The sequence below is a fragment of the Isoptericola sp. NPDC056605 genome (assembly GCF_042792795.1).
GTDB lineage: Bacteria > Actinomycetota > Actinomycetes > Actinomycetales > Cellulomonadaceae > Isoptericola.
On the sequence record NZ_JBHTVT010000005.1, the window covers coordinates 122,913 to 138,668 of the forward strand.

General features: G+C 74.8%; 12 protein-coding genes. 5 read left to right on the top strand and 7 right to left on the bottom strand.

Annotated features, from left to right (window positions below; genetic code table 11):
• Positions 1 to 78 precede the first annotated feature (78 nt).
• Positions 79 to 1,887, top strand: coding sequence for an oleate hydratase (locus tag ACFQ8Y_RS07300; protein ID WP_430585053.1), 1,809 nt, complete (start codon positions 79 to 81; stop codon positions 1,885 to 1,887).
• Positions 1,888 to 1,946: 59 nt separating this feature from the next.
• Entirely contained in the window at positions 1,947 to 2,789 is an 843-nt protein-coding gene (locus ACFQ8Y_RS07305) for a siderophore-interacting protein (RefSeq protein ID WP_430585054.1), read from the top strand.
• Positions 2,790 to 2,793: 4 nt separating this feature from the next.
• Here ACFQ8Y_RS07305 and ACFQ8Y_RS07310 read toward each other — a convergent pair whose 3' ends face one another.
• Positions 2,794 to 4,641, bottom strand: coding sequence for a phospho-sugar mutase (locus tag ACFQ8Y_RS07310; protein ID WP_430549698.1), 1,848 nt, complete (start codon positions 4,639 to 4,641; stop codon positions 2,794 to 2,796).
• Between the two features lie 27 nt (positions 4,642 to 4,668).
• Complete coding sequence (locus ACFQ8Y_RS07315) at positions 4,669 to 5,520, bottom strand: purine-nucleoside phosphorylase (protein ID WP_430549699.1); 852 nt, start codon at positions 5,518 to 5,520, stop codon at positions 4,669 to 4,671.
• 68 nt (positions 5,521 to 5,588) lie between these two features.
• Here ACFQ8Y_RS07315 and ACFQ8Y_RS07320 point away from each other — a divergent pair, with 68 nt between their 5' ends.
• A complete protein-coding gene (locus ACFQ8Y_RS07320) occupies positions 5,589 to 7,097 on the top strand; it encodes an NAD(P)H-quinone dehydrogenase (protein WP_430585055.1) in 1,509 nt (502 codons plus the stop codon).
• Positions 7,098 to 7,130: 33 nt separating this feature from the next.
• Here ACFQ8Y_RS07320 and ACFQ8Y_RS07325 read toward each other — a convergent pair whose 3' ends face one another.
• Complete coding sequence (locus ACFQ8Y_RS07325; protein ID WP_430585056.1) at positions 7,131 to 7,652, bottom strand: NUDIX domain-containing protein; 522 nt, start codon at positions 7,650 to 7,652, stop codon at positions 7,131 to 7,133.
• Positions 7,653 to 7,681: 29 nt separating this feature from the next.
• On the opposite strand from ACFQ8Y_RS07325, the gene ACFQ8Y_RS07330 reads away from it, so the two are divergent.
• Positions 7,682 to 9,061 (top strand): MFS transporter, encoded by a 1,380-nt coding sequence (locus tag ACFQ8Y_RS07330; RefSeq protein ID WP_430585057.1) that lies wholly within the window; start codon positions 7,682 to 7,684, stop codon positions 9,059 to 9,061.
• A gap of 51 nt (positions 9,062 to 9,112) precedes the next feature.
• On the opposite strand, the gene ACFQ8Y_RS07335 is transcribed toward ACFQ8Y_RS07330, so the two are convergent.
• The 4 genes from ACFQ8Y_RS07335 to ACFQ8Y_RS07350 all read right to left on the bottom strand — a co-directional run bounded on the left by ACFQ8Y_RS07335 (position 9,113) and on the right by ACFQ8Y_RS07350 (position 14,489).
• Positions 9,113 to 10,903 (bottom strand): acetyl/propionyl/methylcrotonyl-CoA carboxylase subunit alpha, encoded by a 1,791-nt coding sequence (locus ACFQ8Y_RS07335; RefSeq protein ID WP_430585058.1) that lies wholly within the window; start codon positions 10,901 to 10,903, stop codon positions 9,113 to 9,115.
• A gap of 176 nt (positions 10,904 to 11,079) precedes the next feature.
• Positions 11,080 to 11,745, bottom strand: a complete 666-nt coding sequence (locus ACFQ8Y_RS07340) for a nucleoside triphosphate pyrophosphatase (protein WP_430585059.1) — start codon at positions 11,743 to 11,745, stop codon at positions 11,080 to 11,082.
• Positions 11,746 to 11,795: 50 nt separating this feature from the next.
• Positions 11,796 to 12,722 (bottom strand): AEC family transporter, encoded by a 927-nt coding sequence (locus tag ACFQ8Y_RS07345; protein ID WP_430562699.1) that lies wholly within the window; start codon positions 12,720 to 12,722, stop codon positions 11,796 to 11,798.
• 33 nt (positions 12,723 to 12,755) lie between these two features.
• Positions 12,756 to 14,489, bottom strand: coding sequence for a DUF885 domain-containing protein (locus ACFQ8Y_RS07350; protein WP_430549706.1), 1,734 nt, complete (start codon positions 14,487 to 14,489; stop codon positions 12,756 to 12,758).
• Between the two features lie 71 nt (positions 14,490 to 14,560).
• On the opposite strand from ACFQ8Y_RS07350, the gene ACFQ8Y_RS07355 reads away from it, so the two are divergent.
• Positions 14,561 to 15,754, top strand: coding sequence for a glycerate kinase (locus ACFQ8Y_RS07355; RefSeq protein ID WP_430585060.1), 1,194 nt, complete (start codon positions 14,561 to 14,563; stop codon positions 15,752 to 15,754).
• Positions 15,755 to 15,756 lie beyond the last annotated feature (2 nt).

Here is a 15,756-nt window from a genome sequence, read left to right on the forward strand (position 1 = left end):
CGCGGTGCGGCGCCGTCCGGCGCAGGCTCATGCCTGGGCCCGTGACCCGGGGCCGCCACCCGACCGGAGGGACAGCGCGTGTACTACAGCAACGGGAACTACGAGGCGTTCGCGCGGCCGCGCAAGCCGGCCGGCGTCGACGACAAGTCGGCGTGGCTCGTGGGCGCCGGACTGGCGTCCATGTCCGCCGCGGCGTTCATGATCCGCGACGGGCAGCTGGCGGGGGAGCGGATCACGATCCTCGAGCGCCTGCGGCTGCCGGGCGGTGCCCTGGACGGCATCAAGGAGCCGAAGAAGGGTTTCGTGGTGCGCGGGGGCCGCGAGATGGAGGACCACTTCGAGTGCCTGTGGGACCTGTTCCGGTCCGTGCCGTCGATCGAGGTCGAGGGCGCCTCGGTGCTCGACGAGTTCTACTGGCTCAACAAGGACGACCCGAACTTCTCGCTGCAGCGGGCCACGGTGGACCGCGGCCGGGACGCGCGCACGGACGGCCTGTTCGCGCTGTCGGAGAAGGCGCAGAAGGACATCGTGACCGTCTTCCTCGCGACGCGCGAGGAGATGGAGGGCAAGCGGATCGACGAGGTCTTCGGCCGCGAGTTCCTGGACAGCAACTTCTGGCTGTACTGGCGCACGATGTTCGCGTTCGAGGAGTGGCACAGCGCGCTCGAGATGAAGCTGTACATCCACCGGTTCGTGCACCACATCGGCGGGCTGCCGGACTTCTCCGCGCTGAAGTTCACCAAGTACAACCAGTACGAGTCCCTGGTGCTGCCGCTGTACCGCTGGCTGCTCGACCAGGGCGTGACGTTCCGGTTCTCGACCGAGGTCACGGACGTCGACTTCGAGATCCGCCCCGGCCGCAAGCAGGCGACGCGGATCCACTGGGTGGCCGACGGCGAGCCGGGCGGCGTCGACCTCGGCGAGGACGACCTCGTGCTGGCGACGATCGGCTCGCTCACGGAGAACTCCGACGACGGCGACCACCACACCCCGGCCCGACTCGACACGGGCCCCGCGCCGGCCTGGGACCTGTGGCGGCGGATCGCGGCGAAGGACCCCGCGTTCGGGCACCCGGACGTCTTCGGCGGCGACGTCGAGAGCACGAAGTGGGAGTCGGCGACCGTCACGACCCTCGACCCGCGCATCCCCGAGCACATCCGGCGGATCTGCAAGCGCGACCCGTTCAGCGGCAAGGTCGTCACGGGCGGCATCGTCACGGTGAAGGACTCGAGCTGGCTGATGAGCTGGACGGTCAACCGGCAGCCGCACTTCAAGCAGCAGCCGCCCGACCAGGTCGTGGTGTGGGTGTACTCGCTGTTCGTCGACACCCCGGGCGACTACGTGCGCAAGCCGATGCAGGAGTGCACGGGCGAGGAGATCACCCGCGAGTGGCTCTACCACCTGGGCGTGCCGACCGACCAGATCGACGAGCTCGCGGCCACCGGGGCCAGGACGGTGCCCGTGATGATGCCGTACGTCACCTCCTTCTTCATGCCCCGGCACGCGGGCGACCGGCCGGACGTGGTGCCCGACGGCGCGGTGAACTTCGCGTTCATCGGCCAGTTCGCCGAGACGAGCCGGGACTGCATCTTCACGACCGAGTACTCGGTGCGCACGGGCATGGAGGCCGCCTACCGCCTGCTCGACATCGAGCGCGGCGTGCCGGAGGTCTTCGGCTCCACCTACGACGTGCGGACGCTGCTCAAGGCCACGAGCCGCCTGCGCGACGGCGAGGAGGTGGACCTGCCGGGCCCGAGGTTCCTGCGCGAGCGGCTGCTGCGGCGTCTCGACGGCACGCAGATCGGCGAGCTGCTCACCGACTTCGGGCTGATCCCCGAGCTCGACGGGACCGCCCGCCGCGACCGCGCGGACGACGCCGTGGAGTGAGCGCGGTGACGAGCCTCACACCGGACGGGGCACCCGAGGGAAGTTAGGCTCACCTCACCATGTCTGACACGCAGCCCCAGGCCCCCGCCGGCCCGCCCGCCCGCAAGCGCACCCCTCGGCACGCGACCGTCACGGCCGTCCACCGGCACACCCCGCACCTGGTGCGGGTCACGATCGCGGGCCCCGAGCTCGCGGAGATCGACCTCACCGGACACACCGACACCTACGTGAAGCTGGTGCTCGGGGAGCTGGCGGACGGCCGTCCGCTGCTGCGCGCCTACACGGTGCGCGCGCGGCGCGACGCGGCCGTCGCGGCGTCGGGCGATGTGGAGTGGGACCTCGACCTCGTGGTGCACGGGGACGCCGGCGTGGGCGGGCCGTGGGCGGTGCGGGTGCAGCCGGGGGAGCCGGTGACGTTCCTCGGCCCGGGCGCCGGCTACGCGCCCGACCCGCAGGCGCCGTGGCACCTGCTCGTGGGCGACGACGCCGCCCTGCCCGCGATCGCGGCCTCGCTCGAGGCGCTCCCGGCCGGCGCGGTCGCGCACGTCGTCGTCGAGGTCCCCGGGCCCGAGGACGAGCAGGAGCTGGCCAGCGCCGCCGACCTCACGCTCACGTGGGTGCACCGCGGCACCGGCGACCTGGCCGGCACCGTGCGCGCCGCCCACGCCGCCGGGGAGCTCCCCGCGGGGGCGCCGCACGTCTTCCTGCACGGCGAGGCGGGCATGGTGCGCGACCTGCGCCGCTGGGTCCGCACCGAGCTGGACGTGCCGCGCGAGCTGCTGTCGGCGTCGGGCTACTGGCGCCGCGGCAGCGACGACGAGGACTGGCGCGCCCGCAAGGGCGAGTGGAAGGCCGCCGTCGACCAGGACGACGCAGCCCTGGTCGGTGGAGCGGTCGGCTGAGCGTTCAGAGCCCCAGCGCGGTCCGGAGGTCGGCCTTGATCCGGTCGAGCTTCTTGTGCGCCGCGACGCGCAGCCGGCCGACGTCGACCGCCGACGCGTCCGCGGCCACGGGCTCCACGACCTCCAGGTAGCACTTGACCTTCGGCTCGGTCCCGCTGGGTCGCACCACGACGCGCGTGTCGTCGGCACCCAGGAGCACGACGCCGTCCGTGGGCGGCAGACCGTCGATGCCGTCGGACAGGTCGAGCACGTCGGCGACGCCGGCCCCCGCGAGCGTGCGCGGCGGCGACGTGCGCAGCCGCGCCATCGTGTCGGGGATGCGTGACAGGTCGTCGAACCGGACGGAGAGCTGGTCGGTGACGAACAGGCCGTTCTCGCGGGCGACGTCGTCGAGCGCGTCCACGAGCGTGCGCCCGGCGGCCTTCTCCCGGGCGGCGAGCAGGGCCACGAGCACCGCGGTGCTCAGGCCGTCCTTGTCGCGCACGCGGGCCGGGTCCACGCAGTAGCCCAGCGCCTCCTCGTACCCGAAGACCAGCCCGGGGGTGCGGGCGATCCACTTGAAGCCCGTGAGGGTCGTCGCGTGCCCGACCCCGTAGCGGACCGCGATCGAGGACAGCACCCGGGAGGACACGACCGAGGAGGCCACGACCGGGCCGACGCCGGAGCCGTCCGGCGCGGGCACCTCGCCGCGGGCGATGCGGCGCACCGCCTCCCGCCCGAGCAGGGCGCCCACCTCGTCGCCGTGCAGCATCCGCCAGCCGTGCGAGCGGGCCGTCTCCGCACCCTGGTGCGTGCCGTGGCTCGGGTCGTAGACGGCGACCGCGCACCGGTCGGCGTCGGGGTCGTTGGCGATCACCACGTCGGCGTGCGCCTCGGCGAGGGCGACCGCCATGTCGATCGCACCGGGCTCCTCGGGGTTGGGGAACCGGACCGTGGGGAACGCCGGGTCCGGGTCGAGCTGCTCCTCGACCGGCAGCACCCGCGTGAAGCCGGCGTCGGCCAGCACCCGGGCGAGGACGCGGCCGCCGACGCCGTGCAGGGAGGTCGTGACCACCCGCAGCGCCGCCCGCTCCTGCGGCCCGGTGGACGTGCCCGCCCGCTCGGCCAGGTCGTGCACCGACGCGACGTACGCGTCGACCACCTCGCGGCCGAGGACCCGCCAGCCCGACTCCACCCGCGGGACCCCCGACGGCGGACCGGCGGCAGAGATGGCCTCGGCGATGCGGGCGTCGTGGGGCGGCACGATCTGCGCCCCCTGGCCGGCGTCGGTGACGACGCGGCCGCCGAGGTACACCTTGTAGCCGTTGTCCTGCGCCGGGTTGTGGCTCGCGGTGACCATGACGCCCGCGTCGGCGTCGAGATGGCGCACAGCGAACGCGAGCACCGGGGTGGGCAGGGCGGAGGGGAGCAGCAGCACCTCGTGGCCGGCGGCGGTGAGCACCGCGGCGGTGTCGGTCGCGAACGTCGACGAGCGGTCCCGGGCGTCGTAGCCGACCACCACGCGCGCGGTTACGCCCCGGCCCAGCACCGACGTGAGGTACGTGCCGAGGCCGGACGCCGCCGTCGTGACGACCGCGCGGTTCATCCGGTTCGGGCCCGGCGCCATCGCGCCGCGCAGCCCCGCCGTGCCGAACTGGAGCGAGCCCGCGAACCGGTCGCGCAGCAGCGCGACGGCGTGCTCGCGCGTGCTCGGCCGCTCGGACGACGTCTGCTGGGCGAGCCGGGACAGCTCCGCCTTGTCGTCGTCGTCGACGTCGTAGCGGATCCAGCGCTCCACCTCGTCGAGCAGGGTGGACAGGGCGGTCGCCGTCGCGGCCGGCTCGAAGGCCGGGTCGTCGGTGTCCAGGCTCATGGCGGATCCCTCCGTCGGGTGCTCGGCTTACAGGGCGGTGACGATGCGGGCGAGGAGCTCGCTGATGCGCGGGCCGGCGGCCTGGCCGGCCTCCAGCACCTCCTCGTGCGACAACGGCTGCGGGCTGATGCCCGCGGCGAGGTTGGTCACGAGGGACACGCCGAGCACCTCCATGCCGGCGTGCCGGGCGGCGATGGCCTCGAGCGTGGTCGACATGCCGACCAGGTCCGCGCCCATGAGGCCGGCCATCTTCACCTCGGCGGGCGTCTCGTAGTGCGGCCCGGGGAACTGCGCGTACACGCCCTCGGGCAGCTCCGGGTCGACGGTGCGGGCGATCTCGCGCAGGCGCGGCGAGTACAGGTCGGTGAGGTCGACGAACGTCGCGCCCTCGAGGGGGGACGTGGCCGTGAGATTGAGGTGGTCGCGGATGAGGACCGGCTGGCCCGGGCGCCACGCGATGTGCAGGCCGCCGCAGCCGTTGGTGAGCACGACGCTCTCGCAGCCGGTGGCCGCCGCGGTGCGCACCCCGTGGGCGACGCGCCGCACCCCCTTGCCCTCGTACAGGTGAGTGCGCCCGCCGATGACGAGCGCGTGCCGCACCGCGCCGTCGGGCCGCTCCACGCGGATCGAGCGGGTCGTCGCCGCGTGGCCCGCCACGGCGGGCCGGGCGAAGCCGGGGATCTCGTGGGTCGGGATCTCCGCCACGACGTCGCCGACCAGCTCGGCGGCGCCGCCCCAGCCGGAGCCCAGGACGAGGGCGACGTCGTGCCCCGGCACCCCGGTCGCCTCGGCGATGTGGTCGGCCGCGGCGCGGGCGACGTCGAACGGGTCGGTGGTCGGGTCGTCGAGGTCCCCGACGCTGCGGCTCGTGGTGCTCATGGTCCCGAGGGTAGTCCGGGCGGGGGCACGCCGCCGCGCCGGCACCGGGGGCCCGGCGGCCTGACACAATGGCCCCCGTGCCCTCCGTGAACACCCCTTCCCCGGACACCTCGGCCTCCGCCGGCGCCGCCACCCGCGGCATCCCCGAGGCCGACCCGCGCCCCCCGCACGTCGTCGTCGTCGGCGGCGGACCGGGCGGCTACGAGGCCGCCCTCGTCGCCCGCCGCCTCGGAGCCCGCGTCACCGTCGTCGAGCGGCACGGCCTCGGCGGTGCCGCCGTGCTCACCGACGTCGTGCCCTCCAAGACGCTCATCGCCACCGCCGAGTGGTTCACCACGGCCGAGCAGGGGCCCGAGCTCGGCGTCCGCGGGGAGGCACCGGCGGGCGAGCGCCGCGACCTGGTCGACCTCGAGGCCGTGAACGCCCGCGTGCTCGCGCTCGCCGACGCGCAGTCGCGCGACATCCACTCCCGCCTCGAGCGCGAGGGCGTCGAGATCGTCGTCGGCGAGGGTCGGCTCGACGGTCCGTCGCGGGTCGTCGTCGACACGGGCACGGACACCGACCCGGGCACGACGACGCTCCACGCCGACACCGTGCTGCTCGCCGTCGGCGCCACGCCGCGCACGCTGCCCACCGCCGTCCCCGACGGGGAGCGCATCCTCACGTGGACGCAGCTCTACGGCCTCGCCGAGCTGCCCGAGAAGCTGATCGTCGTCGGGTCCGGCGTCACCGGCGCCGAGTTCGCGGGCGCCTACCAGGCCCTCGGCTCGCAGGTCGTGCTCGTCTCCTCCCGCGACCGGGTGCTGCCCGGCGAGGACATGGACGCCGCCGAGCTGCTCGAGGGCGTCTTCCGTGCCCGCGGCATGACCGTCATGTCGCGCTCGCGCGCGGCGTCCGCGGTGCGCACCGAGGACGGCGTCGCCGTCACGCTCACCGACGGCCGCGTCGTCGAGGGCTCGCACGTGCTCATCGCCGTCGGCGGGGTGCCCTCCACCGCCGGGATCGGCCTCGAGGAGGCGGGCGTGCGCCTGGCGGCGAGCGGGCACGTCGAGGTGGACCGCGTGTCGCGCACCTCCGTGCCCGGCGTCTACGCCGCGGGCGACTGCACCGGCGTGCTGCCGCTCGCGTCCGTCGCGGCCATGCAGGGCCGCATCGCGATGTCGCACGCCCTCGGCGACGCCGTCGCGCCGCTCAAGCCGGGCCGCGTCGCCGCCAACATCTTCACCGCGCCGGAGATCGCCACGGTCGGCCTCAGCGAGTCGACGCTCCGCGAGCGGGGCTACCGCTACGTCACGACGACGCTGCCGCTGGCGCGCAACCCGCGCGCCAAGATGCTGGGCATGCGCGACGGCTTCGTGAAGCTCTTCGCCCACCCGGACGCCGGCGTCGTGCTCGGCGGCGTCGTCGTGGCCCCGCGTGCCAGCGAGCTGATCTTCCCGATCACCCTCGCCGTCGCGCACCGCCTCACCGTGGACGACGTCGCCGACTCCTTCACCGTCTACCCGTCGCTGTCCGGGTCGGTGGCCGAGGCCGCGCGCGTGCTGCACGGGCAGTCGGGGGAGGGCGCCGCCGTCTGACGGTCGCGCCTGGCCACGCCGAGAGGCTGGTGGTCAGGAGCGGCCGTCGAGCCGCGCCCGCAGCGCGGGCCACGCCACGGCGAACGCGGGCAGCAGCGGGAGGGTCGCCACGTCGTCCACGGCGACCCACCGCACCTCGAGGCTCTCCGGGTCGGCCGCGCCGGGCGTCACGCGGGCACCCGGGGCGACGTCCGCGAGCACGGTGGTGTAGGCCCACGGGCCGTGGTCGAGCACGTGCGTGCCCAGCACGTGCACCGCGCGCGGCTCCACGGCCGCCTCCTCGAGGCTCTCGCGCAGAGCGCCGTCCACGGGCGTCTCGTCCGGGGCGAGCGCGCCGCCCGGGACGCCCCACGTGCCGCCCTGGTCCGACCAGACCGCGCGGTGCTGCAGCACGACGTCGGTCACCGGGCCCGGCGCGGTCGAGGACGGCGCGCGCCGCGCGAGCAGCAGCCCGGCCGCGCCGTACAGGCCCCAGTGCCGGTGGTCACCGCAGGCCACCCACCCGTCCCCGGGGTGCCGGTAGAGGGTCTCGCGCGGGGGAAATCGGCTGGGCACGCGGTCAGGCTACAGGCGACGATGGGACGGTGAGCGCGCACGGCACCGATGAGTTCCCCGACCCCGCACCGTCACCCACCACCATGGACGACCTGCCCGACGAGACACCCGACGAGACACCCGACGAGATGCCCGGCTGGAAGCGCAACGTCGCGATCTTCCTCACCGGCCAGACGATCTCGCTGCTCGGGTCGATGCTCGTGCAGTTCGCCGTGATGTGGCACCTGACGATCGTCACGCAGTCGGGGTCCGTGCTCATGCTCAGCATCGTGTTCGGCATGCTGCCGCAGGCGTTCATGTCGATCTTCGGCGGTGTGTGGGCCGACCGGCACTCCCGCAAGCTGCTGATCATCGGCGCGGACAGCGCGATCGCGACGATCACGCTCGCGCTCGCGCTGCTGATGCTGTCCGGCGTCGACGACCTGTGGCTGATCTACGTGGCGCTCGCGGTCCGCTCCACGTTCGCCGGCATCCAGACGCCCGCCGTGAACGCGATGGTGCCGCAGATCGTGCCGGCGCCGCAGCTCATCCGCATCAACGGGATCAACCAGTCCATCCAGTCCGGGATGATGCTGCTCGCCCCCGTGGTGGCGGCCGCGATCTACGCGAGCTTCGACATCGTCGCGGTGTTCTTCGTGGACGTCGTCACCGCGGTGCTCGGCATCGGCATGCTGCTGCTGGTCACCGTGCCGCGACTGGTCCGGCACGACGACGCCGCGCCCGAGGACGGGGCGCCGCAGAAGCCGAGCTACTTCGGGGACCTGGCCGCGGGCGTCCGCTACATCCGCGGCCACGGCACCGTGAAGTGGCTCATGACCATCTTCGCCACGACCATGGTGCTCATCGGCGCGCCGTCCTACCTCACGCCGCTCATGGTGACCCGGACGTTCGGCGAGGAGGTCTGGAAGCTCACCACGAACGAGGTGTTCTGGGCGGCCGGCATGCTCGCGGGCGGGCTCGCGATGGCGTTCGTCGGGACCCGCGTGACCAACCGTGTGGCGCTGATCGTCGGGAGCACCCTCGCGGCGGGGGTGTTCACCGCCGGGCTCGGCCTGTCCACGAACATGTGGGTCTTCTTCGTCCTGGGACTGCTGATCGGCGTCACGTTCACGCTGATGTCCGCCCCCAGCATGGCCATCCTGCAGGAGACGGTCGAGCCCGAGATGCAGGGCCGCGTCTTCGGCTTCGTCGGCATCGTCATGACCGTCGCCATGCCGCTGAGCATGGTCGTCTTCGGCCCGCTCGCCGACCGGTACTCGGTGCAGGTGCTGCTGGTCGTCGCCGGCGCGCTGCTCGTCGCCTTCGTCGCGGCCGTGCTGTCCGTCCCGTCCGCGCGGCGGTCGCTCGCCGCCATCGCGCGACCGGCGACGGACGAACCCGCCGAGGTCGTACCGGATCCCGCGAGGTAGGACTACCTCGCGGGGACCCGTGCTACCTCGCCGAGGGGGTGCTCCCTCGGGTCAGTCGACGATCTCGCAGATGGCGGCTCCGGCGGTGACGCCGTCGCCGGGCGCGGCGGACAGCGAGCGCACGGTGCCGGCCTTGTGCGCCAGCAGCGGCTGCTCCATCTTCATGGCCTCGAGCACGACGACGAGGTCGCCCTCGGCCACCTGCGCGCCGTCCTCGACGGCGACCTTGACGATGGTGCCCTGCATCGGTGAGGCGAGGGTCGCGCCGCTCGCGGCGGAGGACGCGCGGCCGTTGCCGCGGCGGGCGGGACGGCGGGCGGCGCTCGCGCGGCGCGCGCGACCGGCGGCCACGCCCAGACCGGCGGGCAGCACGACCTCGAGGCGGCGGCCGCCGACCTCGACGACGACGCGCTCGGCCAGCTCCTCGGCCGGCTCCTCGGCGTCGGGCACCGGAGCCGCGGCGGCCGGGGCGAGCCTGCCCAGCTCGTCGGCGAAGTCCGTCTCGATCCAGCGGGTGTGCACGCGGAACGCCGAGCCGTCGGTGGGGACGAAGTCCTCCGCCTCCATCACCGCGCGGTGGAACGGCACGACGGTGGGGATGCCCGCGACCTCGAGCTCGCGCAGCGCGCGGCGGGCGCGCTGCGCCGCCTGCTCGCGGGTGGCGCCCGTGACGATCAGCTTGGCGATCATCGAGTCGAAGGCGCCCGAGATCGTGTCGCCCTCGACGACGCCCGTGTCGACGCGCACGCCCGGGCCCGACGGCCAGCGCAGCGTGGAGACGGTGCCGGGGGAGGGCAGGAAGCCCGCGGCCGGGTCCTCGCCGTTGATGCGGAACTCGAAGGAGTGACCGCGCGGGGCGGTGCTGTCGTACCCGAGCGGCTCGCCCGCCGCGATGCGCAGCTGCTCGCGCACGAGGTCGATGCCGGTGATCTCCTCGGTGACCGGGTGCTCCACCTGGAGGCGGGTGTTGACCTCGAGGAACGACAGGGTGCCGTCCGTCCCGACGAGGAACTCGCAGGTACCGGCGCCGACGTAGCCCGCCTCGGTGAGGATGGCCCGCGAGGCGCGGTCGAGCTCGGCCTCCTGCTCCGGGGTGAGGAACGGCGCGGGCGCCTCCTCGACCAGCTTCTGGTGGCGACGCTGCAGCGAGCAGTCGCGGGTGGAGACCACCACGACGTTGCCGTGCGCGTCGGCGAGGCACTGCGTCTCGACGTGCCGGGGGCGGTCGAGGAAGCGCTCCACGAAGCACTCGCCGCGACCGAACGCCGCCACGGCCTCGCGCACCGCGGACTCGTACAGCTCGTCGATCTCGTCGGCGCTGCGGGCGACCTTGAGGCCGCGGCCGCCGCCGCCGAACGCCGCCTTGATCGCGATCGGCAGGCCGTGCTCCGCGGCGAAGGCGTGGACCTCGTCCGCGCCGTTCACGGGGTCGGACGTGCCCGGGACCAGCGGCGCGCCCGCGGCCTTCGCGATGTGCCGCGCGCTCACCTTGTCGCCGAGGGACTCGATCGCCGCCGGCGGCGGGCCGATCCACACCAGGCCGGCGTCGAGGACCGCCTGGGCGAACTGGGCGTTCTCCGACAGGAACCCGTAGCCGGGGTGCACCGCGTCCGCGCCCGAGCGGCGCGCGACGTCGAGCAGCTTCTCGACGTCGAGGTAGGTGTCGGCCGCGCGCTGGCCCTGCAGCGCGAACGCCTCGTCGGCGAGCCGCACGTGCAGCGCGTCACGGTCGGAGTCGGCGTAGACGGCGACGGAGGCGATCCCGGCGTCGGTGCAGGCACGGGCGATGCGGACGGCGATCTCGCCGCGGTTCGCGACGAGGACCTTGCTGATGGTGGGCACGGCTCACGGTAACGCGTGCGCCGCCGTCCTCCGGCACCTGCGGGACGCCCGCGCCGAAGTCTGTGCCGGGTACCAACGACGATCCGGGCCGTTTGGAGGGATCCCACATGGACCCGGGCGGTAGGTGGTGCCGGATGCTCCCGGAGTTGGTGGTTTCGACAGTGGATTCGACAGGCTCAGCGGGGGTCGCGGAGCGAGCGCCAGGGGACCTCCAGCTCGCCCAGCAGCTCGCGCAGCAGGGGCAGGCTCAGCCCGACGACGCCGTGGTGGTCGCCCTCGATCCGGTCCACGTACGGGCCGCCGAGGCCGTCGATCGTGAACGCGCCCGCCACGTGCAGTGGCTCGCCCGTCGCGACGTAGGCGTCGATCTCGTCGTCGTCGACGTCGGCGAAGTGCACGGTGGTGGACGACGAGGCGCCGAGCGTGCCGCCCGTGCCGCCGTCCTCGGGCGCGCGGAGGTCCACGAGCCAGTGGCCGGTGTGCAGCACGGCCGCGCGGCCGCGCATCGCGCGCCAGCGGCGGCGGGCGTCCGCGGCGTCGGCCGGCTTGCCCAGCACCTCGCCGTCCAGCTCGAGCATCGAGTCGCAGCCGAGCACGAGGGCGGACACCTCGTCGTCGTCGTCCTCCTCCAGGCGCGCGCTCACGTCCTCCGCCTTGGCCTGGGCCAGGACGAGGACGGCGTCCGCGGGCTCGAGGTCGCCGCCGAACCCTGCGCGCGCGGCGTCGAGCACGGCGGGCTCGTCGACGGCGGAGACGACGACCCGGGGCGTGACGCCGGCCGCGGCCAGCGTGGCCAGGCGGGCGGGGGACTGGGAGGCGAGGACGAGGCTCACGGAAGGCACGGGTCGCACCCTACCGATCGGACGGCGGCCGGACCGGCGACCGGACCGGCTCAGCCCGTGTGCAGCAGCAGGGACGACACCAGCAGGACGACCGGCGAGGCGACGGTCGTGACCAGGATCGTGTCGCGCGCCAGCAGCTCGCCGGTCCGGAAGCGCGCCGCGTAGTTGTACACGTTCTGCGCCACGGGCAGCGCGGCGAGGGTCACGGCCGAGGCGACCTGCGCGGCGTCCAGCCCGAACGCGTACCGCGCGAGGACGAACGCGACCGCCGGCATGACCGCGGCCTTGAGCACGGACGCCACCACGACGGCCGTCCGCCCGCCGGGCTGCTGGAACGGGCGCGACCCGTGCAGCGACATCCCGAACGCGAGCAGGATCATCGGCACCGCCGCGCCGCCGAGGATCTCCAGCGGCGCGAGCACGGGCGCCGGGACGTCCCACCCGGTCAGCGAGACGACGGCGCCCGCGAGCGACCCGAGGATGATCGGGTTGCGCACCGGCTGCGCGAGCACGAACCGCACCGACACCCGCCCGGACGTCTGGGCGTCCAGCACCAGCAGCGTCACGGGGGCGAGGATCAGCAGCTGCAGCAGGATCACCGGCACGACGACGGCCGGGTCGCCCAGCACGTACACGGCCACGGGGAGGCCGATGTTGTTGGCGTTCACATAGCCGGCCGAGACGGCGCCGATCGTCGCCTCCGCGGCGGGCCGGCGCAGCCACAGCAGGTTGGCGACGACGAAGAGCCCGGCGACCGCCACGGCGGAGAGCGCCTGCACCAGCAGGGGCGCCTGGAAGAGCTCGCCGACGTCGGCGTCCGCGATGACCGTGAACAGCAGCGCGGGGCTGGCGACGAAGAACCCGATGCGGTTGAGCGCGGTCCGGGCGTCGGGGCCGCCGAGGCGCAGGCGCGCCGCGACGTACCCGACGGCGATGACCACGCCGATGATCGCGAAGCCGGTGAGGATGCCTTCCATGCCGGTCGACCTGCGGGGCGGGGGCGCGCCGCGTCAGCGGGCGTCGCGCAGAGCGCCGGTCAGCACGTCGAGGCCCACCGAGCCGAGGCTCAGCGCCCGGGCGTGGAACGCCCGCAGGTCGAACTCCTCGCCGCGCGCCCGCGCCGCGGTCCGGGCGTCGTCGCGGGCCTGCTCCCACAGGCGCTGGCCCACCTTGTACGACGGTGCCTGGCCGGGCCAGCCCAGGTAGCGGTTGAGCTCGAACCGCACGAACGACTCGGGCATGTTGACGTTCGCCTGGAGGAACGGCCACGCCTTGTCCGCGTCCCACACGCCCCCGCCCCAGCGCTCGGGGGCGGGCTTGCCGAGGTGCACGCCGATGTCGAGCACCACGCGGGCGGCGCGCATCCGCTGCGCGTCGAGCATGCCGAACCGGTCGCCCGGGTCGTCGAGGTGGCCGAGGTCGGCCATGAGCCGCTCGGCGTACAGGGCCCAGCCCTCGCCGTGCCCGGAGACCCAGCACATGAGGCGGCGCCACGAGTTCAGGGTGTCGCGCGCGACGACGGCGGCCGCGCACTGCAGGTGGTGGCCGGGGACGCCCTCGTGGTAGACGGTCGTCTTCTCGCGCCAGGTGTTGAACTCCGTGACGTCGGCGGGCACGGACCACCACATGCGGCCCGGCCGCGAGAAGTCGTCGCTCGGGGGCGTGTAGTAGATGCCGCCGGTCTGGGTGGGGGCGATGCGGCACTCGATGGTGCGCACGGGGCCCTCGATGTCGAAGTGCGTGCCCGCGAGGTCCTCGATCGCGGCGTCGGCGGTCTCCTGCATCCAGCGGCGCAGCGCGTCCGTGCCGTGCAGCGTGCGGGCCGGGTCGGCGTCCAGAGCGGCGACCGCGTCCTCGACGCTCGCGCCCGGGCCCGCGATCTGCCGGGCCACGGCCTCCTGCTCGGCGACGATGCGGGCGAGCTCGTCGAGACCCCACTCGTACGTCTCGTCGAGGTCCACCTCGGCGCCGAGGAACTCGCGGGAGAAGCGCGCGTAGCGCTCGCGGCCCACGGCGTCGCGCTCCGGCGCCTGCGGCGCGAGGTCGCGCTCGAGGAACTCGGCGAGGCGGGCGTAGGCACCGCGCGCGGCCGTCGCGCCACGCTCCAGCTCGGCGCGCACGAGGCTGCACGCGGCCGACTCGTCGAGCACCGCGGCGGCGTCCTCGCCGCGCACGAGGCCCAGGAAGAAGGAGTCCTCGCCGGCGAGCTCGCGCGACTGGGACACGCCCTCGCGCACCTGCCGGATCGCGGCGACCTGGCCGCGCCGCGCCGCCTCGGTGAGCGACGCGACGTAGCCGTCGATCGCGTCGGGCACCGCGTTGAGCCGCGCGGCGACGTTCTCCCAGGCCTCGACCGAGCCGGTGGGCATGAGGTCGAAGACGTCGCGCAGCTGCTGCACCGGCGACTCGATGTTGTTGAGGCTCGCCAGCGGCTCGCCCGCGTCGTGCAGCTCGAGCGCCAGGCCCACGCGCTCGCGCATCGCGGCCAGGGTGACCTGGTCGACGGCGTCGAGCCGGCCGCCGTCGCGCTCGGCCGCGTCCAGCTCGCGCAGCACGGCGCGGTCGGACTCGGCCCGGGCCTCGTGCCCGGCGGGGGACAGGTCGGTCATGCGGTGGTCGTGACCCGGCAGGCCGATCGCCGTGGCGAGCAGCGGGTCGAGCTCGGCGGACCGGGCGACGTACGCGTCGGCGACGGCGTCGACCGCGGAAGGGGTGCGGGGCGGGAGGGGGGTGCTCGAGGTCACAGGACGCACCCTATCGACCCGGCCCGAGACGGCGCGCCGCCTTTCCACCCCGCCGGGTACGGTCTGTCCTCGTGCACGAGGACGTGAAGAACACCCCCGGCCCCCGGACCCGACCCCTGAACGTGGTGGTCGCCCCCGACTCGTTCAAGGGCAGCGCCACGGCGACGCAGGTGGCCGCGGCGCTCGCGGCCGGGGCCCGCGCCGCCCTGGGCGCCGACGCCGACGTGCGCGCCGTGCCGTTCGCCGACGGCGGCGAGGGCACCCTGGACGCGATCCTCGGGGCGTGGGGCGAGGACCCACGCACCTGTGCCACGACCGACGCGCTGGGCCGGCCCACGGCGGCGCGCTACGGCGTCTCGCCCGACGGCCGCACCCTCGCGGTCGAGGCGGCGGAGGCCTACGGGCTGCCGAAGGTGTCGGACGTCGCGCTGCGTCCGCTGGACGCGACCAGCCACGGCGTCGGCACCGTGGTGCTCGCCGCTCTCGACGCCGCGCCGGAGGCCGAGGAGGTCGTGCTGTTCGTCGGCGGCTCCGCCACGACCGACGGCGGCGCGGGCGTGCTCGAGGCGCTCGGCGCGGTGCTGCTCGACGCCGACGGCTCGGCGGTGGCGCCGGGCGGCGGCGGGCTGCGCTCGCTGGCGCGGATCGACCTGGACGGCCTCGACCCTCGCGCCCGCGCGCTGCGGTGGCGCATCGCGTGCGACGTCGACAACCCGCTGCTCGGGCCGCGCGGCGCGGCCGCCGTCTTCGGGCCGCAGAAGGGCGCGACGGCCGGCGACGTCGCGGTGCTCGACGACGGGCTCGCGCACCTCGCCGACGCGCTCGCCGCCGCGACCGGTCACGACGCCCGCGACCTGCCCGGCGCCGGAGCCTCCGGCGGGCTGCCGGTCGGCCTGTCCGCCGCGCTCGGGGCCGAGCTGGTGCCCGGCGGGGAGCTCGTCGCCGAGGCGGTGGGGCTGGCCGAGGCTCTGGCGGGGGCCGACCTCGTGCTCACCGGGGAGGGCCGCCTCGACGAGCAGTCCCTGCACGGCAAGGTCGTGGACACCGTGGTGCGGCTCGTGGCCGGCCGGGCGGCGGTCGTCGTCGTGGCGGGCGGCGTGGAGCTCACGCCCGCGCAGGTCGCGGACGCCGGGATCGCGGCGGCGTTCTCCCTCGCACCGGGGCCGCGCACGCTCGCCGAGCTCTCCCGCGACGCCGTGGTCGAGCTGGAGCGCACGGCGGCGCACGCGTGCCGGCTGTTCGCGGCGGGCCGCGCCTCGCGCTGACG

Bases quoted from the DNA above. Each gene is read 5' to 3' on its own strand.
- ACFQ8Y_RS07310 (WP_430549698.1), bottom strand. From the start codon at position 4,641: ATGAGCCTGGACACCGACGACCCGGCCTTCGAGCCGGCCGCGACGGCG.
- ACFQ8Y_RS07305 (WP_430585054.1), top strand. From the start codon at position 1,947: ATGTCTGACACGCAGCCCCAGGCCCCCGCCGGCCCGCCCGCCCGCAAG.
- ACFQ8Y_RS07320 (WP_430585055.1), top strand. From the start codon at position 5,589: ATGGCCCCCGTGCCCTCCGTGAACACCCCTTCCCCGGACACCTCGGCC.
- ACFQ8Y_RS07345 (WP_430562699.1), bottom strand. From the start codon at position 12,722: ATGGAAGGCATCCTCACCGGCTTCGCGATCATCGGCGTGGTCATCGCC.
- ACFQ8Y_RS07315 (WP_430549699.1), bottom strand. From the start codon at position 5,520: ATGAGCACCACGAGCCGCAGCGTCGGGGACCTCGACGACCCGACCACC.